The following is a 24,432-nucleotide window of genomic DNA, read 5'->3' as shown; positions in this document are numbered from 1 at the left end:
CTGCGACGACCGGACGGTGGTGGCCCGTGACAGGTCGCCGAGGGCTGGTGCTAGGGTGATCGCACACCGTGCGGATGTAGTTCAATGGTAGAACATCAGCTTCCCAAGCTGAATACGCGGGTTCGATTCCCGTCATCCGCTCGCATACCGAAGGCCCAGGTCAGCGGGGTAGTCACCCCGAGCCTGGGCCTTCGTCGTTCCAGGGCGGGCCGCGGACCGCTCGGCGCGCGCGGTCCCGTACCACCGGACCGTTGGTGCCCCCGGCCGCACACCTACGCGGAGGTGCGCGACGCCGCGCGCGCGACGCTGCCCGGATGTCGGTGGCGACGGCTCCCGCTGTGGCGGTACTGCGTGACCTGGACCAGGCGGGCCCGGGCCCGGGCCCGGGCCCGGTCACGCCGGGGCGGGCCGGAGCGCAGGGACGGCGTCTACTGCTGTGCGCCGCCGCTGACCAGCAGGGCCTGGCCGCTCACCCACGAGGCGAGCGGGCCGGCGAAGTACTCGGCGGCGTCGGCCGCGTCGTCGGGCCGCCCCATCCGCCCGCCGAGCGGCCGGGCCCGGCTCATCTGCTGGTACGGGTCGTCGTCGGCGATGTCGGTGAAGACCCCGGCGCCCTCGATCGTGGTGGGCAGGATGGTGTTCACCGTGATGCCGCGGTTGCCGACCTCCATCGCCAGTACCTGCACCAGGTAGCGCGCACCCATCTTGCTCGACCCGTAGAGCCCGACCCCCGGAAGGCGTTGCAGGTGGTGCTGGAGCCGATGTAGATGATCCGGCCGTTGTCCGCGATGTGCATCGCGGCCCGCTGCAGGGTGAAGAACGTGCCCTTGGCGTTGATCGCGTAGAGCCGGTCGAAGTCCTTCTCGGTCGCCTCGAACATCGGCTGGTCGATGATCTCGACGCCCGCGTTCGCCACGACGATGTCGACCCGGCCGAACCGGTCGGCCGCCTCGGCGAACAGCCGGTCGATCTCCTCGACCCGCGACACGTCGGCGCGGACCGCGATCGCCTCGACGCCGAGCGCGCGGATCTCCTCCACGGTCCGCTCGGCGTTCGTGGTGTCCCCGGAGTAGTTGACGACGACGTTCGCCCCGAGGGACGCGTACCCCAGGGCGACGGCCTTGCCCACCCCCCGGGCCGAGCCGGTCACCAACGCGGTCCTACCGGTGAGATCGGACATTGCTTCCTCCTTGTGTCAGGATTCTTGTGAATCAGTGCAGGGATCACTGCCGGGATCGGTGCCGGATCCGGGCCGGACCTGTGCCGGATCCCCGGCTCGATCCGGCGTGCGGAACGGCGGCCTCAGACGGCGGGGTAGCGCAGCCCCACCAGCTCCTCGGAGAGCTCCCAGAGCCGGCGCGCGTCGTCCATGCTCGTCAGCGGCAGCCACAGCTTCTGCTCACCGGGGGCGCCCCCGACGCTGCCCGGACCCGTCGGCCCGAAGAACCGGCCGCGCTGCGACTCGGGTCCGGTGGCGGCCATCAGTGCGGGCAGTGCGGCGGACTCGACGGTGCCGGCGAGCCCGATCCGGGACATCACCCGGATCGCCCGGACCCGAGCGTGTCGCTCTGGCGGCCCACCCCGGGCTGTGCGGCGAGCAGGTTCGTCGGCGAGACACCGGGATGGGAGAGGGTGCTCGTGATCCCCCAGCCGCCCGCCAGGCTGCGGGCGTCGAGCTCGCGGCCGAACAGCCCGGTGGCGATCTTGGACTGGGTGTAGGCCCGGTTGACGTCGTAGCCCGACTCCCAGTTCGGGTCGTCCCAGTTGATCGTGCCGCGGCCGCTGCGGGCGGAGATGCTCGTCTGGTTGACCACCCGCGCCGTGCCCTCCCGGAGCACCGGCAGCAGGGCCTGGGTGAGCGCGAAGTGACCCAGGTGGTTGTTCACCAGGATGTGCACCGGCGGCCGTCCTCGACGACCTGCTTCCCGAACGCGGCGACGGAGGTGAGCGAGGCCAGGTCCAGCGGGCCGGTGGTGATCCGCGCCCCGGGCACCTGCTCGCGGATGGCGCCGGCGGCCCGGTCGCCCTTCGCGGGATTGCGGACCGGCATGATCAGCTCGGCGCCGGCACCGGCCAGGCGACGGGCGATGACGGCTCCGATCCCGTCGCTGGCGCCGGTGACACGGCCAGCTTCCCGGTCAGGTCGGGCAGGGTGATGTCGATGGTGCGAGGCATGTCCGCGGACTCCAGTCTGTGTGCGGTTGCGGTGTGCGGGCGGGGTGGTCAGTCGTCGGATCCGGTCGCGCCGCGCTCATAGGCTGCCTGCTCGCCGGGCGCCGCGGCCCGCTCGCGCTCGGCGGCGATGGCGGTGTCGATGGCGGCCTCCCAGCGTTCGGGGGAGCGCCGGCGGATCGCCCGGGTGCGCCGGAAGGCCAGCACGGCCGGGCTCAGCAGGGCGTCGGCGACCGGCGCCTCCGGGACCCGCAGGTCCTGGCTCATCGCGACGCCGTGGATCCGCCGGGTGATGGCGTCGAGGGCCGGCCGGGACAGTCGCCCCGGTATCCGGAACAGGTCCTGCAGCAGCACCGAGATCGAGTCCAGCGTCGCGGTCGCGAGCCGGGCCGAATCCTCCGAGACGGGTCCGGTCACGGTCTGCAGGACGGCGTCGACCCGGCGGGCGGCGTCGTTGCCGGTGATCCCCTCGACCAGCCGGGCGTCGATGCCGAGCAGGTGCCCGAGGTACCACCAGTAGCGGTAGAGGCCGTCGAGCTCGCGCACCGTCAGGTCGAAGCCGAACAGCTCCTCGGCGGCGAACGAGGTCAGCGTGAAGTCCATCCAGGTCCGTGCCAGATCGACCTGGTTGATCGGGACGCCGTCGGCCGCGCTGTCGTAGCCGCGGTCGAGGGCCAGCTTGCGCATGTGGGCGTGCAGCATGCGCACCTCCAGCGTCGCGACGTATCCCGGCTGCCCGGGGCGCAGGCTCCCCGGCAGCATCGCCCTGGTCAGCCAGGACCCGGTCTCGGTGAGCCGCTTCTCCGCCCGGTCGACGAGCCGGCCGGTGGTCGAGAGGACCTTCGCGATCGACGGCGACTCGTACACCCGGACCAGGGCGCCCGCGCTGAGCGAGAGGATGTGCACCGGCGTCGGGGAGCTGAGCCAGGGCCGCGGGAACACGTCGAGCAACTCGTCGTCGACGTAGCCGGGCGGGGTCTCGGTGCTGCCCAGCAGCGCGGCGAGGGCCGGTGGCGGGTCCTCGATCGAGGCCAGGCCGCGCTGGATGCCCCGGGTCAGCAGCGGCCGCGCGGTGGACATCCCGAGCTCGTGCATCTCGGCGACGACCGCGTCCGCGAGCGGGTCGCCGGTGTTCAGCGCCCACTGCATGAGTTCGGCGCGGCCCTCGCCGAACTGGGCGAGTACGCCGGTCCGGCTCGACCGGGCGGTCGGCCATGCCGGGGTGGTCGGGATCGTGGTCATCGTGGCTCCCGGTCGTCGTGGTGGGGCTCTCCGGTCCACCGGTCGGTGACACCGAAGGCGTCGAAGAGGCGGGCGACGTCGGCGCGCACGGTCTCGGTGGGCGCCTCGGCGCCGCGCGCCAGCTCGTGCAGGACGACCCCGGACAGCGCCCTGGCCAGGGTCCGCGCCGTCTCCGGCGAGGTGACCAGCGGATCGAACAGGCCCGCCAGCTCCTCCACGAACGCGTCGGCGATCGGCCGCAGGCGCGGATTGTGGATCGCCGAGAGGGTCAGCTGGATCACCCCGTCCGGCGGGAGGCGGTCACCGTAGGGGGACCGGGCGACCACGGCCATGGCCGCGTCGACGATCCCGAGACCCCGGTCGGTGGCCTCCCGGCCGGCCCGGCGCATGTCCTCGATCGTCCGGCTGCAGGTCAGCTCGAAGGCGGCGACGAGCAGATCCTCCGCGGTGCGGAAGTGGTACGTCGTGGAGGCCAGCGAGGTGCCGGCCCGCGCGGCGACGGCGCGCTGCGTCACGGCGGTGACGCCCTGCGTACAGATGATCTCGACCGCGGCGTCGAGCAGCGCGCTGCGCGTGCGTGCGCTGCGGGAATGTCTGCCGTCCACAATCTGTACGGTAGTACGAAATCATTGCGACACGCCACCCCGTCCCCCGGACGGGGTCTCCCGGAACGGCGCGGGCGGGGCGCCGGATGCGGCCCGGCGTCATGACGCCGGGCCGCATCACCTGCCGGGCCGCCTCACCCGTCGAGCAGGTCCTCGATCCCGATCGGCAGGTGCCGCACCCGGATCCCGGTGGCGTCGTGCACGGCGTTGGCGACCGCGGCGGCCATGCCCACGATCCCGATCTCGCCGATGCCACGCGCGCCGACCGGGTTGTGCAGCGTGTCCGGCCGGCGCACGAACTCGACGTCCACCTCGGGGATGTCGGCGTTGACCGGGATCAGGTACCCGGCGAGGTCGGCGTTGGCCGGGCGGCCGTCCGGATCCATCTCCAGCCCCTCGTGCAGGGCGGCGGACACGCCCCAGATCATGCCGCCGATGATCTGGCTGCGGGCGGCCTGCTCGTTGACGATCCGGCCGGCGTCGAACACCCCGAGCATCCGGGACACCCGGATCTCCCGGGTCCACCGGTGCACCCGCACCTCGCAGAACTGTGCCCCGAACGAGCTGAACGAGTGCTTGGTCATCTCCTCACCGGCGGCGGACGACCCGGTGGCGGCGACCGAGGACCGTCCGGCCGCCCGGAGCACCTCACCGAAGGTGAGGCTCCGGCCGTCGGCGGTGAGCACCCGGCCGTCGGCGTAGGAGGCGTCGGCGCTGGCGAACGGGCCGTCCGGCGCGGTCGCCAGCGCCACCAGCTCGTCGATCACCATCGGCGCGGCCACCATGATCGCCGAACCGGCGCTCGCGGTGGCCGTCGAACCGCCGGACATGCCGCCGGGCGGCAGCGCCGAGTCACCGAGCCGGGGCACCACCCGATCGGGGGTGACGTCGAGCGACTCGGCGCCGAGCACCGCCAGGACGGTCAGCAGGCCGGTGCCCGGATCGGCACCACTGGTCGCGACCTCGGCCGTGTCGTCGTCGTGCAGCGTGATCCGCACCGATGCGGGGAAGCGCAGCGCGGGGAACATCGCGGTGGCCGTGCCCTGGCCGACCAGCCAGTCGCCGTCGGTCCGGCCGCCCGGCGTGCGCCCGGACCAGCCGAACCGGGCGGCGCCGATGGTGAAGCACTCGTCGAGGTGCTTGCTGGACCACTGCAGGTCCCGGCCGGGCGGCGCGGCCGAGCTGTTGCGGCGGCGCAGCTCGATCGGATCCATGCCGAGCGCAACGGCGAGCTCGTCGACCGCGCTCTCCAGCGCGAAGGAGCCGGGTGCCTCGCCCGGAGCCCGCATGAAGGTGGTCCGCGGGATGTTCAGCGGCACCATCTTCTGGCTGATCGCCAGGTTCGGGGTGGCGTACCACTCGCGCGAGGTGCCGTGCGAGGTCGGCTCGACGAACGCCCGGTCGAGCGCCGTCTCCGACCAGGAGTCGTGCGCCACCGCGACCAGCGTGCCGTCCTCCGCCGCCCCCAGCCGGAGCCGCTGGACGGTCGCCGGGCGGTTGGCGGTCGCGGTGAAGACCTGCTCCCGGGTCAGCGCGGCCTTCACCGGCCGGCCCAGGTCACGGGCCGCCGCGGCGGCCAGGAACGCGGGCGCCGCGGTCTGCCCCTTCCCGCCGAACGCCCCGCCGACGTAGGGATTCACCGCGTGCACCAGCGGCTGGTCCACGCCCAGTGCCTGCGCCAGCGAGCCGGCCTGCAGGTCGGAGCCCTGGGTGCCGCTGTGCACGGTGAGCCGGCCGGACTCCCAGACCGCGACGGCCGAGTGCGGCTCCATCGCGGCGTGGTTCTGCGCCGACGTGCGGTAGGTCGCGTCGACCACGACGGCGCTCGCGGCCAGCGCCTCGTCGATGGACCCGACGCCGGTGGCGAGCACCTCGATCGACGGCGGCGAGCCGTCCATCGAGGGCGGTGCGTCCTCCGCGCCGGCCAGCCCGTCCTCCAGCGAGGTCGCCGCCGGCCGGGTCCGGTAGGTGACCCGCACGAGCATCGCGGCGTCCCGGGCCTGCTCGTAGGTCTCGGCGACGACGAAGCCGACCGGCTGGCCGTGGTGGACGACGTCGGTGTCCTGCAGCGGCACCCAGGTGCCCCCGAGCAGCGGGTGCTGCGGCGGGTGCAGCGTCAGCGGGTCGAACGGCGTGTACACGGCGACGACGCCCGGTGCCGCGCGGGCCGCCGTCACGTCCATGGCCGTGATCTCGCCGTGCGCGACGGTGCTGGGCACGACGTGGCCGTGCAGCATGCCGGGCAGGACCCGGTCCGATCCGTACCCGGCCGCGCCGGTGACCTTCGGCAGTGCGTCCAGACGTCCGGTCATGTCCGGTCCTCCTGCGTGACCTCGAGCAGTGCGCGGACGATCGTCCGGCGCACCAGCGGCACCTTGAAACCGTTCCCGGACAGTGGCCGGGCGCCGTCGGCCGCGGTCGCCGCCGCGGCCTCGAAGGCGTCCGCGGTCGCCGGGGCACCGCGCAGCGCCGCCTCCACCGACGGCAGCCGCCACGGCACGGTGGCGACCCCGCCGACGGCGATCCGGGCGTCGGTCAGGTGGCCGTCCCGGACCTGCACGGCGACCGCCGCGGAGCAGAGCGCGAACTCGTAGGACTGCCGGTCCCGCACCTTGACGTAGGTGGACCGGGCCCCGTCACCCGGCGGCGGGACCAGCACCTCGGTGATCAGCTCGCCGGGGCGCAGATCGGTCTCGATCTCCGGGGTGGAACCGGGTGTGCGGTAGAGATCGGCGAGCGCGACGGTGCGTTCCCCGTCGCGACCGATCAGCCGCACCCGGGCGTCGAGTGCGACGAGCGCGACCGCCAGGTCGCTGGCATGGGTGGCGACGCAGGAGTCGCTGGTGCCGAGCACCGCGTGCAACCGGTTGGCCCCGGTGACCGCCGGGCAGCCGGAACCGGGTTCGCGCCGGTTGCACGGCGAGGTGACGTCGCGGAAGTAGCCGCACCGGGTGCGCTGCAGCAGGTTGCCGCCGATGCTGGCCATGTTCCGCAGCTGCTGGGATGCGCTCTGCAGCAGCGCCCGGGTGATCACCGGATGGACGCCGGGGTGCGCGGCGACGTCGCTCATCCGCTCCAGCGCACCGATCCGCAGCCAGCCGCCGGTGTCTCCTTCGATGCCGCGCAGCGGCAGCGCGTCGATGTCCTGCACCCGCGACGGGGTGAGGACGTCGAGCTTCATCAGGTCGACCAGCGTCGTCCCGCCGGCGAGGAACGCCCCGGGCGAGTCGAGCGCGTCGTCGAGGGTCTGCGGCGCGGTCAGCTCAAACGGTCGCATCGGACCGCCTCGCCTGCTCGATCGCCGCGACGATGTTCGGGTAGGCCGCGCAGCGGCACAGGTTGCCGGACATGAACTCGCGGACGTCCGGCACGTCCTGCTCGACGGCGGCGACGGCCGACATGACCTGGCCGGACGTGCAGAAGCCGCACTGCAGGGCGTCCTGGTCGACGAACGCCTGCTGGACCGGGTGCAGTCCGTCGCCGGGGGCGAGCCCCTCGATCGTGGTGACCGGCCCGCGCACGGTGCCGGCGAGGGTGAGGCAGGCGAGTACCGGCCTGCCGTCGACGTGCACGGTGCACGCGCCGCACTGCCCGCGGTCGCAGCCCTTCTTGGGGCCGGTGACACCGAGCCGTTCGCGCAGCGCGTCGAGAAGGGTCACACCCGGCTCGACGCTCAGCTGTTCGGGAATACCATTGACCTGGAGTGAGATGTCCACGTGCTCTCTTTCCGCAGACCCCTCCGCCGGCCGGAACCCGGCGGGGGCCGTGGTGGGCGGTGTCGGATGGAATGAGTGGCGCCATCACGAACACTAGCGGATAGTTATCCGCTACGCCATGGGAGAGGTGACGATGACGCCGTCGGTCAGCCATCGCCGCACGGACACCCGGCGCAACCACGACCGGATCCTGGCCGTCGCCGCGGAGGCCATCGCCACCGGCGAGCCGTCGTTCAACGCCATCGCGAAGCAGGCCGGGGTGGGCGTCGGCACGGTGTACCGGCACTTCCCCACCCGGGAGGCGCTGGTGCTCGCCGTCTACCAGCGCGAGGTGCGCCACCTGATCGACGTGGTCCCGGATCTCCTCGCCGGGCACCCGCCGGAGCAGGCGTTCCGGATCTGGGCCTCCGGGCACCTGGCGCGCTACATGATGACCAAGCGCGGGCTCGCCGCCGCGCTGCAGAAGGCGGGGGCGTCGGCCGACGGGGTCACCGCTGCCGCGTTCCGGGAGATGGTCGAGGCCATCGCGACCCTGGTGGCGGCCAACGTGCAGGCCGGGACCGTCCGGCCCGACGTGTCCGCGGAGACGGTGCTGCGCGGCCTCGGCGGCCTGCTCTACCTCGATCCCGACGACGACTGGCAGCGGCACGCCGAGGACCTGGTCGACCTGATCTGGCGCGGCATGTGCACGCCAGCGCATCCGGGCACCTCCTGACCGTCTCCGTTGATCAGCAGGGTTCCCGTCACCGAGCTGGTGACCGCGTCCCGGCGGCTCGACCCTCAGTAGAGCCGCTGCGCGTACGACGCGCCGTAGTACTCCTCGATCTGCTCCAGCGGCTCGTCCGGGCGGGCGAGCTGCTTCGCGATCGCCGCGACCGAGGGCAGCCGGTCCGCGCCGGGCGGCGGCCAGGCGGCCCACAGCTCGGAGCGCATGAACGCCTTCGGGCAGTGGAAGAACACCTGGTCGACGGCGACCTCGCAGGCCAGCAGCGGGCGCCGGCCGCGGACCGCGAGCGCGTCGAAGTAGCCGGCGTCGCGGACCAGCCGGGCGCGGCCGTTGATCCGCAGGGTGTCGTTGCGCCCGGGGATCAGGAAGATCAGCCCGACGTGCGGGTTCTCCAGGACGTTGCGCCAGCCGTCGACCCGGCCGTTCCCGGGGCGTTCCGGGATCGCTACCGTGCGGTCGTCGACCACGTGCACGAAGCCGGCCGGGTCGCCCTTGGGGGAGATGTCGCAGGTGCCGTCCGCCCCGGCGGTCGCCAGCAGCAGGAACCGCGACACCGCGAGCCACTCGCGGTGCACGTCGACGAGGTGGTCGCGCTCCTTCGCGAGCGAGGCCGCCCCCGGCGGGCCGGTGATCCCCTCCAGCTCGGCGACGGTACGGATCTCGGTGTCCACGGGTGTGCCGGCCATGCAACGACAGTAGGCACCCCCGGCGCCCGGTGCGCCGTCTTTTCGGGTCACCTCATCGCAACGCCGCGAGCAGGTCCGCCCCGGAGCGCGAGCCGGGCGGCTCACCCGCGGCGGCCATCTCCTCGGCCACCCGCAGCAGCTCGGCGTTGGCCGGGGTGGGGATCCCGTGCGCGGCACCGAGCGCGACGATCTCGCCGTTCAGGGACCGGGCCTCGACCGGCCCGCCCCGGTACAGGCTCTGCCAGGACGACGACCCGCGCCGGGCCCGCCCGCCGACCGGGCGTTCGGTGATCGTCCCCTCCCGGCGCACCCGGTCGTCGTCGCCGGTGCGGGCGGCGATCCCGGCGGCGGCCAGGCAGGCCGCGCCCTCGGCACCGGCGAGCCGGACGATCCGCCCGAGATCCGGGTCGCCGGGACCGCAGATCGCGTCCGCGGCGTTGCCGAGATTGGTGAGCAGCTTGCCGTACTTCCCGTCGAGGACGGCCGGATCGGCCCGGGCCGCGAACCCGGCGGCGGCCAGGTCGGCGGCGATCGCCTCGCTCGTCGGGTCGGTGCCGGACGGGTACCGGCCGACGTCGAGCACCCCGGGCACCGGCGCCGACGACGCGATCACCACACCCGGCTCGTAGTGCTCGGCCGGGAGGATCACCAGCACGGCCTGCACCCGGTCGAACCGGGCCGCCGCCGACCGCTCGTTGGCGACGCCGTTCTGCGCGCAGGCGACGGTCACCTCCGGCGCGACGACGGCGAGCTCGTCCAGCACCGGCACCGTGTCCTGGGACTTCACCGCGAGCAGGACGACGTCGCCGGGCCGGAACCCGATCTCGCGCACCGAGCCGACGGCCGGGACCCGGTGCACCGACCGGCCGTCGGGCGAGTCCAGCCGCAGGCCGCGTTCCCGGATCGCGGCGAGGTGCGCGCCCCGGGCAACCAGCACGACGTCCCGCCCGGCCGCGTGCAGCCGGGCGCCGATCGTGCCGCCGACCGCTCCGGCGCCGACCACCACGTAACGGGTGCTCACGCGTCGTGCGCCCGGATCAGGGTCGCCGGGGCCCTGCGCCGCCACGCCTCCTCGACCAGCTCGGCGAGCTGCCCGGGATCGACCCGGTCCAGGTCGACCAGGATCGAGCCGTGGCCGTCGTAGTGCGGTGTGGTGCTGTACGCCGGATCGCCGGAGGCGAGCAGTGCCTCCTTCTCGGCGGGCGAGCACAGCAGCACCACCAGCCCGTCGGACTCGCTCCGCAGCCGGGCGAAGCCCTTGCCGCGCACCTTCAGCGACGGGGTGCGGAACCAGGTCGACCGCTCGACCCCCGGCAGCGCACATCCGATCCGCACGACGTCGTCCCAGTCCGGCATGCCGCTCATCCTGCACCCGGCGGGCCCGGCCGGGCGTGGACGTTTCAGAGGTGCTTCGCCAGGAAGGTGTCGACGGCGGCCTTGCCGTCGGCGACGTACTCCTCGGCCTTCCAGCGTTCCACCAGCTCGGCGCCGGGGGCGAGCTCGACGACCCGGCGGGACACCGACTCGGGGTGGTAGTCGTCGCCCCCCATCAGGATCAGCCAGGGGGTGGTGAACCGGGCGAGCGCCTCGTCGGGCACCGAGAACAGGATCCCGCCGCCGCCGTACATGTTCGCCTTGAAGGATGCCCAGTCGTCGTCGCCGGCCTCCGGGTGGTCGGCCGCGATCTCGGCGCGCCAGCCGTCGAAGATCTCCTCGAACATGTGCTGGTTGCCGTCGCGGCCGATCGGCTGCAGGGTGACCGCGGCCCGGATCCGCTCCGGCGCGGTCGCGAGCAGGCTCGCGATGTAGGCGCCGCCGATGCACATGCCGAGCACCCCGAACTCGTCGACGCCGAGATGGTCGAGCAGCGCGAGCTGGTCGGCGGTGTAGCTGGACCAGCCGTCGGTGCCGTGCACCTGCGCGACCGACGAGCCGGCGTTGCGCTGGTCCAGCGCGATCAGCCGGTAGCGGTCGGACAGGTGCTCGAGAGGGTTCCACGGCGCCTTGTCCCAGGCGGCCACGGTGGAGCGCATCCCGCCGGGCGCGATCAGCAGGATCGGGAAGCCGGAGCCGCGCTCCTCGTAGTGCAGGCTGACACCGGGGCGTTCGAAGGTCGGCATGTCATCACGCTAGGCGACCCGCGGGGGGACGCGCCTCTCCGGCCGCCGCCGGGCCAGGATCGACGTGCCGTAGACGATGAAGGCGAGCCCGAGCAGCAGCATCCAGGTGAACCCCTTGCGCACGGTGTCGTCGAGCAGGGTGATGCCGACCAGCCCGGGCACCACTACCTGGACGGCCATGTACAGCGCGGTGACGGTGGCGATGTCGCCGAGCTGCAGCGCTCGCGCGTAGTTGTAGAGCCCGACGGCGGCCATCCCGAGCAGCACGTAGACCAGCGGTTCGGCGACCAGCGCCGACACCTCGACGCCGTCGGAGACGTGCAGCGCCCGGATGCAGACCGCGCCGCCGCCGAGCCCGAGCCCGGCGAGCACGGCGGAGGGCCAGGGCATCGTCGACGGATTCACCGCCAGCGTCGCCACCATGATCACGACCATCGCCGCGACCAGCACCGCGACGGTGGTGCCGTGGCCGGTCATCGCCTGCTTCCGCTCGATGCCCGCGCTGCCCGCGACCAGGGCGAGGCCGAGGATGCTGGCGCCGATCGCGAGCCGGTGCACCGGGCGCAGCCACTCGCCGCGGAAGTACCGGGCGTACAGCGCGGTCATCGCGATCGCGCCGGCCAGGGTCGCCTGCACCGCGAAGATCGGGATGTACTGCAGCGCGACGACCATGCACAGCCAGGTGACGACGTCCATCAGCAGACCGGCGAGGAACCGCGGGCGGGCCATCACCGAGCTGGTCCGGCCGCCCTGCCGGGCCGCGTCGGCCTGGAGGATCGCCGCGACCGTGCTGCAGAGCATGGCCAGGACGGCGAACGTCATCCCGATCAGCACGGGCACCGGTCCGGGACGCGGGCGGTGGGGAAGATCGGCACCGCCCGATTCTCACCTACGGTCGGCGGGCCGCTGCCCGGCGGGCGTCGTGCGCGAGCGCGGGGCGCTGCTCCGGCAGCCCGGCGTCCTGCGGGCTGACCTCGAAGAACCCGCTCATCAGGCCGCCGGCGGACGGCTCGCCGCGCTCGGCGGCCTGCTTCCACGGCGACTCGCCGAGGTGCGCGGCGCGGCGCTCGCGGAGCACCTCGCGGGGCCGCTCGGTGAGTGCCAGGGCCAGCAGCGTGATCGCGATGCCGACCAGCAGCGGCCCGCCGAGCAGCAGGACCGGCCACCCGAAAGCCAGGTAGGCGACCACCAGTGCCACCGCAGCTATGCCGATGACCGCCCCCGCGAACCGCGTCATCACGAACTCCCCCCGAATCGTGCACACCCCACTACCACCAGTGGTTTTACCACCTCGGCGGGGGCGCGGACCGGCAGGCGCGACGCGGTCGCGGTCACACCTTCGAACGATCGGGTGACCCGGGTGTCGGTGCTGGGGCCGAGCCGGCGTGGGGGCTCCCGGTTCCACGCCGGCCCGGCGGTCTGAATCATCCCGTGTGCACTCGGCATCCGAACGGGGTGGGGGTCACTCGCCGCTGTCGTCGCAGCGCAGAGGGTGATCGGGGGTCACGCGACGGGATCCACGGTCGTCGTCGGTGCCGGGGTCGTCGTCTCCGTCGGCGGCGGGACCGACGGCGGCGGCTCGGCCTCCGCGGACGGGGGATCCGCCGGGGTGCTCGGCACGGTCGCGGGCGGCGGCACCGGGGCCGCGGGCGCCGGGGCGGGCGGCGGCACGGCCGCGGGCGGCGGCACCGGCGCTGCCGCGGCGGGCGGCACGGCCGCGACGGTCCCCGGCCGCGCGGGGGAGGCCGCGGCACCCGCACCCGTCGCGGGAGCGCCGTTCGCGGTCGCCGGGGCGCCCGCAGCGGTCCGCGCGGCGACGGTGGCGTCCGCACCGGCGGGGGCCGCGACACCGGCGATCCCGGAGGTCCCGGCGGCCGGGACCTCCGGGGGCGGCACCGGCGACGGCGCGGGCGCCGAGGTGCTCGGCAGCGTCGGGGCGGCGCTGAGCTCGCCGAGCGTCGGCGACGACGACGGCCAGAACAGCAGCGCCCCGGCGAGCGCCACGGTGCCGGCGAGACCGCCGGCCCCGATCAGCACCCGCTGCCGGGTCAGCACGCGGCTCGCGGGCCGGCCCACCGGATCGCGGGTGACCAGGGTGTCCAGGGCGCCCAGGGTGCCCGACGGCTCCGCGGGAACCTCCGGGGTGGCCGCGCGGGCGGGCGACGGGACCGTCGACAGGGCGGCCGACAGGGCGGTCGGCCGGGCTCCTGCACGGTCCGCGGTGTCCGCCGCGCGGTGCCGGGCGGCGCGGACGTCCGGCTCGGCGTCCGGGTCGCGCTGCGCGGGGACGGCGGGCAGCGGGCCGGTCGCCGGATCGAGCAGCCCGATCGACGAGCCGATGCGCTCCGGGCGGACCCGGCCGGGCCGGCGCCGCTCGCCCGCACGCTGTGCGGGGACCACGGTCCGCGGCGCCGGGCCGCGCGGGCCCGGCACGGCCGCCGGGGCGGGGACGGTGGAGTCCGGTGCGGCACCGGCCGGGACGCCGCCCCGGCCGGCCGGACCGGACACGGCGGGGCCACCACCCGAGGCGGCCGGACCGGACACGGCCGGGGTGCCACCCGGGCCGGTGCGGCCGGACGCGGCCGGGACCGGGGCGATCCGGGTGCCCGGCCAGGACGTCCCGGCACCAGGGGCGACCGCGAGCGCGGCCCCCCGGGCGGCGTCGTGCACCGGATCGGCGGTGACCGCCACCGGCCTGCCCAGGCGGGCCGAGAGCAGCTGGACCGTGACCGGCGTCCGCGCGGCACCGCCGGCGAGCAGCACCTCGGCGTCCGGCGCGGACCCGACGACGTCGGCCAACAGATCGGCGACCGGCTCCAGGACCGGGGCGGCGAGCTCGTCGAGGTCGGAACGGTGGATGCGGACCGTGGTGCGGATCCCCGGGAGATCGACCGGGACCGCGGCGACCGTGTCCCGGGAGAGCAACTCCTTGGCCGCCCGGCAGTCGTCGCGCAGCACGGTGAGCGCAGCCAGCACCCGGGGGTCGTCGACGTCGAGCGCGTCGAACGCGGCGGCCAGTCCGGGGGTCGCGCCGCGGACGAAGCCGAACACGGCGTCGTCGACGTCGGCACCGCCGGCGGCGCAGGCGACCGTGCGGCCCAGGATCTCCGGCAGCACGCCGGGCGCGGCCGGGGCGAGCAGCGTCGCGGTGCTCCCGTTCCCCCCGAGATCGACGACGGCGAGCGGCCGGCCGCCCGGGACGTCGGTGCCACCGGTCGCCGCACCGCGGGCGGTGTCGCCGGTCGCCGCACCGCGGGCGGTGTCGCCGGTCGCCGCACCGCGGGCGGTGTCGCCGGTCGCCGCACCGCGGGCGGTGTCCCAGGCGAGCGCGACGGCCTGCGGCGCGGCGACCAGCGAGACGGTCAGCCCGCGGCGGCCGAGCGCGGCGGCCAGCAGGTCCCGCTTGTGCCGGCCCCAGGACACCGGGTGGGTGACGCCGATCCGGGACGGCGGGCCGCCGTGCCGGGCGGTCATCTCGTCGACGACGACGCGGACCAGGCGGGCGCAGAGATCCTCGGCCAGGTACGGGATCCCGCCCAGCGAGAGCGGGGTGGGGTCGCCGACCCGGTTCAGGAAGCCGCGCGCGACGCGGTCCGGCTCGGCCGGTGCGCGCCGCCGGGCGGCGGCACCACAGAGCAGGTCACCGGCGGGGGTGGCGACGAGCAGGGCGGGCAGCGAGATCCCGGCGGGCCGCACCGGCTCGCCCGTCGCAGTACGCACCGCCACAGCGGTCACCGCGGTCGCACCCAGGTCGATCCCGAGCAGGTAGGACATGCTCCGTCCCCTCGTCGGCAGCAGGTCCCCCGACTCGCCGCGCCCGTGGGCCCGCCACCAGTGGTGACGGAGCCCCTCCAGAGAGCCATCGATCCCCGGGCGTCCGGCGTTAGCCCGTGCGGCGCAGTGATTCGCGGGGGACCCGCTTCAGGGGTGCGATCCCCTAACGCCCCCTATCGGGACCCGGAGCGATCCCCGATGGCCCCGACCGGCGCCGCCCCTAGCTTTCGTTCTCAACACCGGCCGACCACCCCGAGCCGGTCACCCCAACACCGACACACGGGAGTCTCCGATGGCGAGCGAGAAGCTGACCCTCATCGAGTTCATCAAGATCCTGCTCGGGACCGGCTCCGAGAGCATCCAGATGCGCGACTACTTCAACGACGACCCGGTCGCCGCGCTCGAGGAGCACGGCCTCGGCCACCTGACCGTCGAGGACGTCCGCGACGCGATCGTCATCGCCCAGGACAACGACACCGTCTCCTTCGACCGCAACTACGACACCGGCGTCGACTGGGCCGGCACCGGCCGCGGCGGCTGGGACGGCGGCGGCAAGGAGGGTGGCCACGCGGCCGCCGTGCACGAGAAGGTGCACGTCAAGGACAACTTCTACGAGTACAACATCGACGACCGCGACACCATCGTCGACAACTCGATCAACCAGAACATCGACACCGGCGGCGGCAACTTCAACCAGGACATCGAGACCAACTCGGTCACCGCGTCCGGCGACGGCGCCGTGGCGGCCGGCCGCGACATCGAGGACTCGGTCATCACCACCGGCAACGGCAACATCGTCGGCGACGACAACAACGTGGTGCAGGGCGACGGCAACACCACCGCCTTCGGGGCCGGCAACGCCACCAGCGTCGGCGACATCAAGGCCGACAACGGCTCCGCGGTCTCCATCGGCGGCAGCGCCTCCGGCTCGAACGACACCACCGGCTCGTTCAACGAGACCACCACGACGAACACCGTCGAGACGACGTTCGAGGACTCGTTCAACGTGGACGCCAGCCAGGACAACGACACGTCGTTCACCGACAACAGCACCACCGAGAACCACGTCGGCTCGCACAACACCGTCGACGTGAACGCCGACATCCTCTGACGGTCAGCCCGCTGACCCGGTCACCGGGCCGGGCCCCGACCCCGGCCCGGTGACCACCCCTCCCACCACCACACACCTTCCGTCGCCCGCCCGAGCGCGACGGCACCACACGAGGAGAACGCCATGTCCGCCGAGAAGTCGCTGATCCAGTTCATCCTGGACCTGCTGCGGGACCCGAAGCTGCTGGCCGAGTTCAAGGACGACCCGCAGGGCCTGCTGGCCTCCTGCGGCCTGTCCGAGGTCAGCGCCGAGGACGTGCACGACGCGATCGTCCTGTCCCAGGACAACGACGACGTCTCGTTCGACCGGAACTACAGCACCGGCGCCAACCACGGTGGCGGCCACTCCACCCCGCCGCCGCCGGTCGAGCACCCGAAGCCGGGCGAGGACCCGATCAAGTACCTCGACAAGTACGTGACGAACAACCACTACACGTACAACATCGACGACCGCGACACCATCGTCGACAACTCGATCAACCAGAACATCGACACCGGCGGCGGCAACTTCAACCAGAGCATCGAGACCAACTCGGTCGTCGCGTCCGGCGACGGCGCGGTGGCGGCCGGCCGGGACATCGAGGACTCGGTCATCACCACCGGCGACGACAACATCGTCGGCGACGGCAACGACGTGGTGAAGGGCGACGACAACACCACCGCCTTCGGCTCGGGCAACGCCACCAAGGTCGGCGACATCTCCGCCGACGACGGCTCCGCGGTCGCGGTCGGCGGCAGCGCCTCCGGATCGAACGACACCAACGGCTCGTTCAACGAGACCACCACGACGAACACCACGACGACCGAGTTCACGGACTCGTTCAACGTGGACGCCAGCCAGGACAACGACACCACCATCACCGACGACAGCACCACCGAGAACCACCTGCTGTCGCACAACGACGTCTCCGCCGACATCGCCGTCGGCTGAGCGACAGTCCCGGTCGGCTGAGCGACAGTCCCGGTCGGCTGAGCGACAGTCCCGGTCGGCTAAGGGATAGCATCTCGCTGCTGCCGCCGGCGGCAGCACGCTGGACCGCACGGCCCATCGGCCCCGGTCACCCACCCGTGGGTGACCGGGGCCGATGACGTTCGTGTATCCATGACAAGAACGTGGCGAGCGGCGGCCGGAACCGCTCCGGGGCGATGGGGGCGTCGGCAGGTGGCGGTACCGGAAGCGGTGGGACTGGTCGACCTCGCCCTCAAGGCCGTCGCCGCCTACGACCGCCCGGACCTGGCCTCGCGGCTCAAACAGACCAAGGCCCGGCTGAGCGACCCGAACGTGCGGGTACTGGTCGTCGGCGAGTTCAAGCAGGGCAAGAGCCAGCTGGTGAACGCGCTGGTCAACGCCACCGTCTGCCCGGTCGACGACGACATCGCCACCGCCGTGCCGACCCTGGTCCGGTACGGCGAGGAGACGACGGTGACCCTCGTCCGCGAGCACGACGGCGGCGAGCGCTCCGAACGCACCCCGGTCCCGCTCGAGCAGCTCGCCGAGTACGTCTCGGAAGGGGGAAATCCGGGCAACCGGGCAGGTCTCACGCGTGCCGAGGTGACCCTTCCTCGCAAACTGCTGCAGAGTGGCCTCGTGCTGGTGGACACACCCGGTGTGGGCGGCCTCGGATCGGCGCACGGCGCCGCGACGATGTCGGCGCTGCCGACCGCCGACGCCGTGCTGCTCGTCTCCGACGCCAGCCAGGAGTACACCGCGCCGGAGATCGACTTCCTGCAGGCGGCGCGCAAGCTCTGCCCGAACGTCGGCTGCGTCGTCACCAAGACCGATCTCTACCCGCACTGGCGGCGGATCGTGGAGCTCGACGAGGGCCACCTCCGGAACGCCCGGATCGAGGCCGATCTGCTGCCCGTGTCGTCCGCGCTGCGGCTGCACGCGGCCCGCACCCAGGATCTCGACCTGATCACCGAGTCCGGGTTCCAGGCGCTGGTCGGGTTCCTGCTGCGCAAGGTCGTCGCCCGCGCCGACGACCTGGACCGCAAGTCCACCAGCCAGGACGTGCTCGTCACCTGCCAGGCCCTCGAGTCGAAGATGCGCGCCGAGCTGATGTCGCAGAACGACCCGGAGCGGGCCGGCGCGCTGGCCAAGGAGCTGGAGGCCGCCCGGGCCCGGGTGGAGGCGCTGCGGCAGCGTTCGGCGCGCTGGCAGACCACGCTGAACGACGGCGTCGCCGATCTCATCGCCGACATCGACTACGACCTGCGGGACCGGCTCCGCGCGGTCTCCCGGGACGCCGAGCAGCTGCTCGACGACGCCGACCCGAAGGACATCTGGGAACAGTTCGCCGAGTGGTTCCACAAGCAGGTCTCGCACGCCGTCGCGCAGAACTTCGTGTGGACCACCGAGCGGGCCCGCTGGCTGGCCGAGCAGGTCGCCGAGCACTTCGCCGAGGACGTCGACGTCCAGCTGCCCGAGCTGCGGATCTCCGGCGGCGCGGTGGCCGGCAAGGTGGACGCGCTGGAGATGCCGGTCGGCGAGCAGTTCGGCGTCGGCCAGAAGCTGTTCGTCGGGCTCCGCGGCGGTTACGGCGGCCTGCTGATGGTCGGCCTCGCCTCCACCGTCGCCGGGATCGGCCTGCTCAATCCGCTGTCGATCGGCGCCGGCCTGCTGTTCGGCGCGAAGACCGTCAAGGACGAGAAGAAGCGGCTCGTGCAGCGCCGCCAGGCCGACGCGAAGAACGCCGTCCGCCGGCACGTCGACGAGGCGACCTTCCAGGTCGGCAAGGACTCGCGGGACAACCTGCGGCAGATCCAGCGGGAGCTGCGCGACCACTTCACCGTGCTCGCCGAGGACCTGTCGGAGTCGCTGAAGGAGTCGATGTCGGCGGCCCAGACCGCGCTCAAGGACGACGCGACCCGGCAGCAGCGGGTCGCCGACCTGGAGGCCGAGCTGGAACGGGTCGGCGGGCTCGCCGACCGGGCCCGGAAGCTGGCCGCGGCGGTGGAGTCGTGACCACCCTCACCGACCAGGTCCGCGGGCTGCTGCGGCGCACACTCGACGCCTACGGCGACTCGCCGCAGGCGGCGACCTGGCTGCGCCACCACCTGGAGCGGTTCGACGAGCCGTTGCGCGTCGCGATCGCCGGGAAGGTCAAGGCGGGCAAGTCGACGCTGCTCAACGCGCTGGTCGGGGAGCGGATCGCCCCCACCGACGCCGGCGAGTGCACCCGGATCGTCACCTGGTACGCCGACGCGCCCGCCCCCGGCGTCCGGATGCGGCTGCGCGATCCCGGGCAGCCGGAACGGCCGCTGACCCTGACCCGGCGGGACGGCGCCCTGCAGATCGACCTGCAGGGGGCCCCGGTCGAGCAGGTCGACCGGCTGATCGTGGACTGGCCGTCGCAGCACCTGCGGCGCACCAACCTGATCGACACCCCCGGCATCGCGTCGCTGTCCGCCGACACCTCGGCCCGGGCCGGGGAGTTCCTCACCCCGGAGGACGCGCCGTCGCCCGCCGACGCCGTCGTCTACCTGATGCGCCACCTGCACGCCGGCGACGTGCGGTTCCTGGAGTCCTTCCACGACCGCGGCGTCGCCCGCGCGACCCCGGTCAACACGATCGCGGTCCTGTCGCGGGCCGACGAGATCGGCGTCGGCCGGCTGGACGCGCTCACCTCGGCCCGCCGGATCGCCCGCCGCTACCGGGGCGACGACAAGCTGCGCGGGCTGTGCCAGACCGTCGTCGCGGTGGCCGGGCTGCTCGCCGAGTCCGCCCGCACGATGCGCCAGGACGAGTTCGTCGCACTCTCCGAGCTGGCCGCGCTGCCGCGCGCCGACGTCGAGGCGCTGCTGCTCTCGGCGGACCGGTTCGGCCGCACCGAGCTCGACCGGCCGGACGCCGGCACCCGGGTCCGGCTGCTGGAGCGGTTCGGCCTGTTCGGGGTCCGCCTGGCCAGCACCCTGATCCGGCAGGGCACCACGGACCCGACCGCACTCGCCGACGACCTGGTCCGCCGGTCCGGGCTGGACGAGCTGCGCCGGGTGCTCGACACCCAGTTCTCCGAGCGCCGGGACCTGCTCAAGTCGCGGTCCGCGCTGCTCGCGGTGGACCTCGTGCTCACCCGGGAGCCGCGGCCGGCGACCCTCGCGCTGCGCACCGAGGTGGAGCGGATCCTGGCCGGGGCGCACAAGTTCGTCGAGCTGCGCGCGCTGTCCGACCTGCGCGCCGGGAAGATCGTCTTCCCGCCGGACGCGCTGACCGACGCCGAGCGGCTGCTCGGCGGCGACGGCGGCTCCGCCCTCGCCCGGCTCGGCCTGGACGACGGCGCCGGCCCGCGCGAGGTGCACGACGCCGCGGTCGACGCGCTGCGCCGCTGGCGGCGCCGTGCCGAGAGCCCGCTGACCGGCCGGGCGTCGGCCGAGGCCGCGCGGATCGTGGTGCGCAGCTGCGAGGGGCTGCTCGCGGCGCCGGTGTCGCACTAGCCGGATCCGGGGCCACCCCGCCGGCAGCACCCCTCCACGACGGCCCTATCCCCGGCGCGCGCCCGCGCCCCGTCCGCCGAGATGCGCCACAGCGCGAGAAGTCGATCTCTGCACGACACTGCTGCGCATCTCGGCGGCGTGCTCCACCCGGAACGCCGCCTCAGCCGCGCTCGTCGAGGATCCGGCGGAGCTCGTCGAGCAGCTCGCTGCGCCCGCCGACGCCGAGCCGCTGCCGGATCCGGGCGACGTGGTGCTCGACGGTCTTGGCCGAGATGAACAGGGTCTCGCCGATCTCCTTGTGGGTGCGGCCCTGCACGACCAGCTCGGCGACCTCCAGCTCCCGGTCGGAGAGCAGCGAGGGGGGCGGCTCGACCCGGGCGGCGCCGCCCGCCGTGGCGGCCCGGGCCTGGTCGTGGGCCGCGCCGCGGGTCCCGGATCCGGTCCGTTCCGGCACGGCGCCACCGCCGGGCCCGACGGCGGCCCGATCGGGCGCTGCCGGGGCGCCGGGTCCTGCGCCGTTCCACGGGGCGTCCGAGCCGGCGGCACCCGATGCCGGCCCCGCCGACCTGCCGCCGCCCGGCCCGGTGCCGTCCCGCCCTGAGCCACCCGGAGCAGCGCCACCCGGAGCAGCGCCGACCGGCGCGGTGCCGTCGCGTGCCGGGCGCCCCGGGGCGGTGCCGACCGGGCCCGTGCCCTGCGGCCCGGTTCCGGCCCCGGATCCGGGGCCGCCGGCCGCCGGTCCGCCGGGCGCGGTCCCGGCCGGTCCCCGCGCACCGGACCGGCCCGCCGCGTCCGCGCCACCGGCCTGCGCCGACCGCGCCTCGGCCCCGGCGACCTGCAGAGCCCTGGCACAGGCCAGCAGCGCGGAGACCGCGCGCCGGTCGTCGGTGCGCAGCGCGGCCTGCCCGGCGAGCCGGCCGCCGTCGAACGACAGGCCGACCGCGTGCAGCCCGCGCGCCGCCGCCTCGACCGCCTCGGGATCGACCCGGCCCTCGATCACGCCGACCCAGTGCGGCGCGGCGGCTGCCATCGCCTGCGCGAACCGGCTGCCGCAGGCGGCCCGCTCCAGGGCAGCGGTCTGCTCCCGGGCCGCGTCGGCGTCGTCGACCAGGATCGCGGCCTGCAGCTGCGCCCAGTGCAGCGGCGCGGCCCACAGCGCCGGACGGCCGAGCCGGTCCAGCAGCGCCTCGGCCTCGTCCAGGTGCGGGCGCACCCAGCTCTCCTCGCGCAGCCGGGTCGCCGCGGTGACCAGCTCGCCGAGCGGCTGCAGCACGAACAGGTCCACCGGGTGCCGGACGATCGCCTGCCGGGCCCGGGTCCAAGCCCGCATCAGCGCGCCCAGGTCGGAGTTGCGGCGGGCGATCGCGACCTGCAGCGCGGCGGCCAGGAACTCGTCGCGCGGTTCCAGGGGGCGGCCGGCGGCGTCGGCGTCGACCGCGTCGAGCCGCTCGGCGGCCGGGCCGGTGGCGCCGCGCAGCAGCGCGATCCAGCCCAGCAGCAGCCGGTGCCGGGGCCGGGCGGGGGCGCCGCCCAGACCGGTCCGCAGCGCGCGGTCCAGCACCGACGAGGCGACGTCGAACTCGCCGGTGTGCACCGCGACGAGCGCGGCGAGCGCGGCCGGGGTGTCCGGCAGCAGCGCGGCGCCGTGCGCGCCCTCCAGCAGCCCGGCGGCGCGGGCCAGGCCGGACAGCGCCGCGGTCGGCGAGCCCTGCACCGAGTCGAGGATCCCGCGGGCGGTGAGATCGTCGGCGCCGTCGACGAGCGTCGGCGCCCGGCCGGGGACGAGCGCCCCCGCCCCGCCGATCTCGCGGGCCTCCGCCCAGGCGCCGGTGCCGATCAGCACCGGCACCGCGGCGGCCGGCAGCCGCTCCCCGGCGACCGCGGCCGTCCACCGGTACAGCTCGGCGCTGCGGACCAGCAGGCCGCGCCGGGCCAGCACCGCCGCGGCCACCGACCCGGCCCGGACCGCGTCCTCCGGTTCGACGGCGTCGGTCGCCGACAGCACCGCGTCGGCGTGCCCGAGCGCACCGTCGAGGTCCCCGGCGACCAGGTGCGCCTCGGCCCGCCGGGCGGCCACGACCAGCGGGGCCGTCCCGGCCGCGACGGCCTCGGCGTAGAAGCGGACCGCGTCCGGGTGCTCGGAGCGGGCCGCCTCCGCCGCGGCGGCCCGGAACACCGCGGCGGCCCGGTCGCCGGTGGCCCCGGACCCGCGCAGCGTCCGGGCGACGGCGAGCACGCTGCCGCCGCGGTCCAGCTCGATCTCGGCCAGCGAGCGGCGCAGCTCGGTCCGGCGGGCCGGCGGGACCCGGCCGCGGACGGCGTCGCCGACCAGCGGGACGACCCGGCCGTCCGGGGTGCAGAGGCCGGCCGCGACGGCCCGCTGCACCAGCTCGTCGAGCTCGTCGATGCCGCTGCCCGCCGCGTCGGCGAGCCCGAGCATCGGGACCAGCACCTCGCTGTCCTGCGGCGCGCCCAGCGCGGTCGCCGTCACCAGGTCGACGACCCGGCGGTCCTCGGCGTCGATCGCGTAGCCCAGCTGCTCGGCCAGCTCCGGCGGGACACCCGAGGCGCCACCGGACGCGGCCAGCAACCGGTCGACCAGCAGCGGCGAACCCGCGGTGCGCTCCAGCACGACGCGCACGGTCTCGTCGGACGGCCGGGAACCGGTGATCCGCACCGCGCGGGCCAGCACCCCGGCCGCGTCCAGTGCGCCCAGCACCAGCGGCGGCGCGGACGCGGCGAGCGCCGCCCCGAGCCGGGCCAGCGCCCGCCCGCGCGGCCACGGCCGGAACGCGACGACCAGCCGGGCCGCCGGATCGGCCGCGAACGCGCGGAGCTCGTCGAGGACGTCGTCGGGCAGCTCGTGCGCGTCGTCGACCAGCACCACCCGGCCGGGGTCGGTGCCCGGGATGCGGTCGACCTGCGCCCCGGCCGCGGACCAGACCCGGGCCAGTTCCCGCAGCACCACCGACTTCCCCGATCCCGCCGGGCCGGTCACGGCCAGCGTGCGCGGCGCCGCCGGGTCCTCGGCGACCGCGCGGACGAGCGCGGTGGACACCGGCCCGCCGGCGAGCGGGGAGGTGGTCGGGGCGGTCGCCGTCACGTCGCTCCTCGTCGCTCCTCGTCGCTGCTCACGGGTCCCCCGAACGGGGTGTTCGAGGCTATCGGGTGCGGCCACCGGACCCCGGCCGGGCCCGGGCAGGATCACCCCTGTGGTGGACGAGGTGTGGGCGGTCGTGCTGGCCGGCGGGCGCGGGGCCCGTTACGGGCGGTTGAAGCAGCTGGAGGAGCTGGCCGGGGCCCGGCTGGTCGACCACACGGTCGCCGCCGCCCGGCGCACCTGCGACCGGGTCGCGCTGGTGCTGCCGCCCGGCCTGGCGTGGGACGGCGCGCCGGTGGACGCGCTGGCGACCGGCGGGGACCACCAGTCCGAGTCGCTGCGCGCGGGCCTGGCCGCCGTGCCGGACGACGCCGGGATCCTGGTGCTCGCCGATCCGGCCCATCCGCTCGCCGCGGACCGGATCTTCCGCGCCGTCGTCGCCGCGGTGCGCGACGGCGCGGACGGCGCGGTGCCGATCGTCCCGCTGCTGGAGGTCGTGCAGCGGGTGGTCGACGGCGTGGTCGTCGAGACGCTGCCCAAACAGGACACCGTGCTCACCCAGTCCCCGCAGGCGTTCCGGGCGGACGTGCTGCGCGCGGCGCACGCGGACGCGCCGCGGCCGGTGGAGAACTCGGGGATGCTCGCCGCCCGCGGCCACCGGATCGTGACGGTGCCGGGGGACCCGGCGAACCTGCACGTCGCGACGGCGGAGGACCTGGCCGTCGTACGCCGGCTGGCGGGGTGAG

Annotated in this window: 22 protein-coding genes, 1 tRNA gene and 1 pseudogene; 7 read left to right on the top strand and 17 right to left on the bottom strand. The window is 74.8% G+C overall.

From position 1 onward, the window contains the following. Positions 1–70: 70 nt before the first annotated feature. Positions 71–141: transfer RNA gene (locus tag ACVJO7_RS08820), tRNA-Gly, on the top strand. 287 nt (positions 142–428) lie between these two features. Here the strand turns inward: ACVJO7_RS08820 and ACVJO7_RS08815 are convergent. From ACVJO7_RS08815 to ACVJO7_RS08775, 9 genes and pseudogenes are all read right to left on the bottom strand, one after another. Next, positions 429–1,180 (bottom strand): annotated as a pseudogene (locus ACVJO7_RS08815) (SDR family NAD(P)-dependent oxidoreductase). Between the two features lie 122 nt (positions 1,181–1,302). Beyond that, positions 1,303–1,536 carry a hypothetical protein gene (locus ACVJO7_RS08810; RefSeq protein WP_491672442.1) on the bottom strand — a complete coding sequence of 78 codons (234 nt, stop codon included), beginning with the start codon at positions 1,534–1,536 and terminating at the stop codon, positions 1,303–1,305. Further along, positions 1,536–1,898, bottom strand: a complete 363-nt coding sequence (locus ACVJO7_RS08805) for a hypothetical protein (protein ID WP_491672441.1) — start codon at positions 1,896–1,898, stop codon at positions 1,536–1,538. Before ACVJO7_RS08805 ends, ACVJO7_RS08810 begins: the two co-directional genes overlap by 1 nt. Next, positions 1,883–2,077, bottom strand: coding sequence for a hypothetical protein (locus ACVJO7_RS08800; protein ID WP_491672468.1), 195 nt, complete (start codon positions 2,075–2,077; stop codon positions 1,883–1,885). The genes ACVJO7_RS08805 and ACVJO7_RS08800 overlap by 16 nt, the downstream gene beginning before the upstream one ends. Before the next feature lie 146 nt (positions 2,078–2,223). Further along, complete coding sequence (locus tag ACVJO7_RS08795) at positions 2,224–3,414, bottom strand: oxygenase MpaB family protein (protein WP_491672440.1); 1,191 nt, start codon at positions 3,412–3,414, stop codon at positions 2,224–2,226. Continuing rightward, positions 3,411–4,019, bottom strand: a complete 609-nt coding sequence (locus tag ACVJO7_RS08790; RefSeq protein WP_491672439.1) for a TetR/AcrR family transcriptional regulator — start codon at positions 4,017–4,019, stop codon at positions 3,411–3,413. Before ACVJO7_RS08790 ends, ACVJO7_RS08795 begins: the two co-directional genes overlap by 4 nt. Positions 4,020–4,153: 134 nt before the next feature. Continuing rightward, complete coding sequence (locus ACVJO7_RS08785) at positions 4,154–6,331, bottom strand: xanthine dehydrogenase family protein molybdopterin-binding subunit (protein WP_491672438.1); 2,178 nt, start codon at positions 6,329–6,331, stop codon at positions 4,154–4,156. Next, positions 6,328–7,296, bottom strand: a complete 969-nt coding sequence (locus ACVJO7_RS08780; protein WP_491672437.1) for an FAD binding domain-containing protein — start codon at positions 7,294–7,296, stop codon at positions 6,328–6,330. Before ACVJO7_RS08780 ends, ACVJO7_RS08785 begins: the two co-directional genes overlap by 4 nt. Then, the gene (locus ACVJO7_RS08775) at positions 7,283–7,735 is read right to left on the bottom strand and encodes a (2Fe-2S)-binding protein (RefSeq protein WP_491672436.1); all 453 of its coding nucleotides are present in this window, start codon (positions 7,733–7,735) and stop codon (positions 7,283–7,285) included. Before ACVJO7_RS08775 ends, ACVJO7_RS08780 begins: the two co-directional genes overlap by 14 nt. Positions 7,736–7,853: 118 nt before the next feature. On the opposite strand from ACVJO7_RS08775, the gene ACVJO7_RS08770 reads away from it, so the two are divergent. Continuing rightward, on the top strand, positions 7,854–8,450 hold the full coding sequence (locus ACVJO7_RS08770) for a TetR/AcrR family transcriptional regulator (protein WP_344025077.1): 597 nt from the start codon (positions 7,854–7,856) through the stop codon (positions 8,448–8,450). A gap of 65 nt (positions 8,451–8,515) precedes the next feature. On the opposite strand, the gene ACVJO7_RS08765 is transcribed toward ACVJO7_RS08770, so the two are convergent. The 7 genes from ACVJO7_RS08765 to ACVJO7_RS08735 all read right to left on the bottom strand — a co-directional run bounded on the left by ACVJO7_RS08765 (position 8,516) and on the right by ACVJO7_RS08735 (position 15,042). Then, the gene (locus ACVJO7_RS08765) at positions 8,516–9,148 is read right to left on the bottom strand and encodes a pyridoxamine 5'-phosphate oxidase family protein (protein ID WP_491672435.1); all 633 of its coding nucleotides are present in this window, start codon (positions 9,146–9,148) and stop codon (positions 8,516–8,518) included. Positions 9,149–9,200: 52 nt separating this feature from the next. After that, entirely contained in the window at positions 9,201–10,169 is a 969-nt protein-coding gene (locus tag ACVJO7_RS08760; RefSeq protein ID WP_491672434.1) for a ketopantoate reductase family protein, read from the bottom strand. Continuing rightward, on the bottom strand, positions 10,166–10,504 hold the full coding sequence (locus tag ACVJO7_RS08755; RefSeq protein WP_491672433.1) for an MmcQ/YjbR family DNA-binding protein: 339 nt from the start codon (positions 10,502–10,504) through the stop codon (positions 10,166–10,168). Before ACVJO7_RS08755 ends, ACVJO7_RS08760 begins: the two co-directional genes overlap by 4 nt. 44 nt (positions 10,505–10,548) lie before the next feature. Continuing rightward, entirely contained in the window at positions 10,549–11,268 is a 720-nt protein-coding gene (locus ACVJO7_RS08750; protein ID WP_344025072.1) for an alpha/beta fold hydrolase, read from the bottom strand. A gap of 9 nt (positions 11,269–11,277) precedes the next feature. Further along, positions 11,278–12,108, bottom strand: a complete 831-nt coding sequence (locus ACVJO7_RS08745; RefSeq protein ID WP_491672432.1) for a hypothetical protein — start codon at positions 12,106–12,108, stop codon at positions 11,278–11,280. Positions 12,109–12,157: 49 nt separating this feature from the next. Continuing rightward, the gene (locus tag ACVJO7_RS08740) at positions 12,158–12,505 is read right to left on the bottom strand and encodes a hypothetical protein (RefSeq protein WP_491672431.1); all 348 of its coding nucleotides are present in this window, start codon (positions 12,503–12,505) and stop codon (positions 12,158–12,160) included. Positions 12,506–12,771: 266 nt separating this feature from the next. Continuing rightward, the gene (locus ACVJO7_RS08735; protein WP_491672430.1) at positions 12,772–15,042 is read right to left on the bottom strand and encodes an Hsp70 family protein; all 2,271 of its coding nucleotides are present in this window, start codon (positions 15,040–15,042) and stop codon (positions 12,772–12,774) included. A 292-nt stretch (positions 15,043–15,334) separates the two neighbouring features. Between ACVJO7_RS08735 and ACVJO7_RS08730 the strand changes: the two genes are divergently transcribed. The 4 genes from ACVJO7_RS08730 to ACVJO7_RS08715 all read left to right on the top strand — a co-directional run bounded on the left by ACVJO7_RS08730 (position 15,335) and on the right by ACVJO7_RS08715 (position 20,586). Further along, complete coding sequence (locus ACVJO7_RS08730; RefSeq protein WP_491672429.1) at positions 15,335–16,153, top strand: hypothetical protein; 819 nt, start codon at positions 15,335–15,337, stop codon at positions 16,151–16,153. A gap of 123 nt (positions 16,154–16,276) precedes the next feature. Next, positions 16,277–17,083, top strand: coding sequence for an IniB N-terminal domain-containing protein (locus ACVJO7_RS08725; protein ID WP_491672428.1), 807 nt, complete (start codon positions 16,277–16,279; stop codon positions 17,081–17,083). Positions 17,084–17,332: 249 nt separating this feature from the next. Further along, a complete protein-coding gene (locus ACVJO7_RS08720; protein WP_344027454.1) occupies positions 17,333–19,117 on the top strand; it encodes a dynamin family protein in 1,785 nt (594 codons plus the stop codon). After that, positions 19,114–20,586: a dynamin family protein gene (locus ACVJO7_RS08715; RefSeq protein WP_491672427.1), complete on the top strand. Its 1,473-nt coding sequence runs from the start codon at positions 19,114–19,116 to the stop codon at positions 20,584–20,586. The genes ACVJO7_RS08720 and ACVJO7_RS08715 overlap by 4 nt, the downstream gene beginning before the upstream one ends. A gap of 160 nt (positions 20,587–20,746) precedes the next feature. Here the strand turns inward: ACVJO7_RS08715 and ACVJO7_RS08710 are convergent, their stop codons facing one another. Next, positions 20,747–23,689, bottom strand: coding sequence for a LuxR C-terminal-related transcriptional regulator (locus tag ACVJO7_RS08710; protein WP_491672426.1), 2,943 nt, complete (start codon positions 23,687–23,689; stop codon positions 20,747–20,749). 112 nt (positions 23,690–23,801) lie between these two features. On the opposite strand from ACVJO7_RS08710, the gene ACVJO7_RS08705 reads away from it, so the two are divergent. Further along, positions 23,802–24,431 carry an IspD/TarI family cytidylyltransferase gene (locus ACVJO7_RS08705; RefSeq protein ID WP_491672425.1) on the top strand — a complete coding sequence of 210 codons (630 nt, stop codon included), beginning with the start codon at positions 23,802–23,804 and terminating at the stop codon, positions 24,429–24,431. Position 24,432 lies beyond the last annotated feature (1 nt).

This window comes from Pseudonocardia sp. DxW, assembly GCF_058448985.1.
Note: the sequence above shows the minus strand (reverse complement) of the source record. Positions and strands in the feature narration are given on the sequence as shown.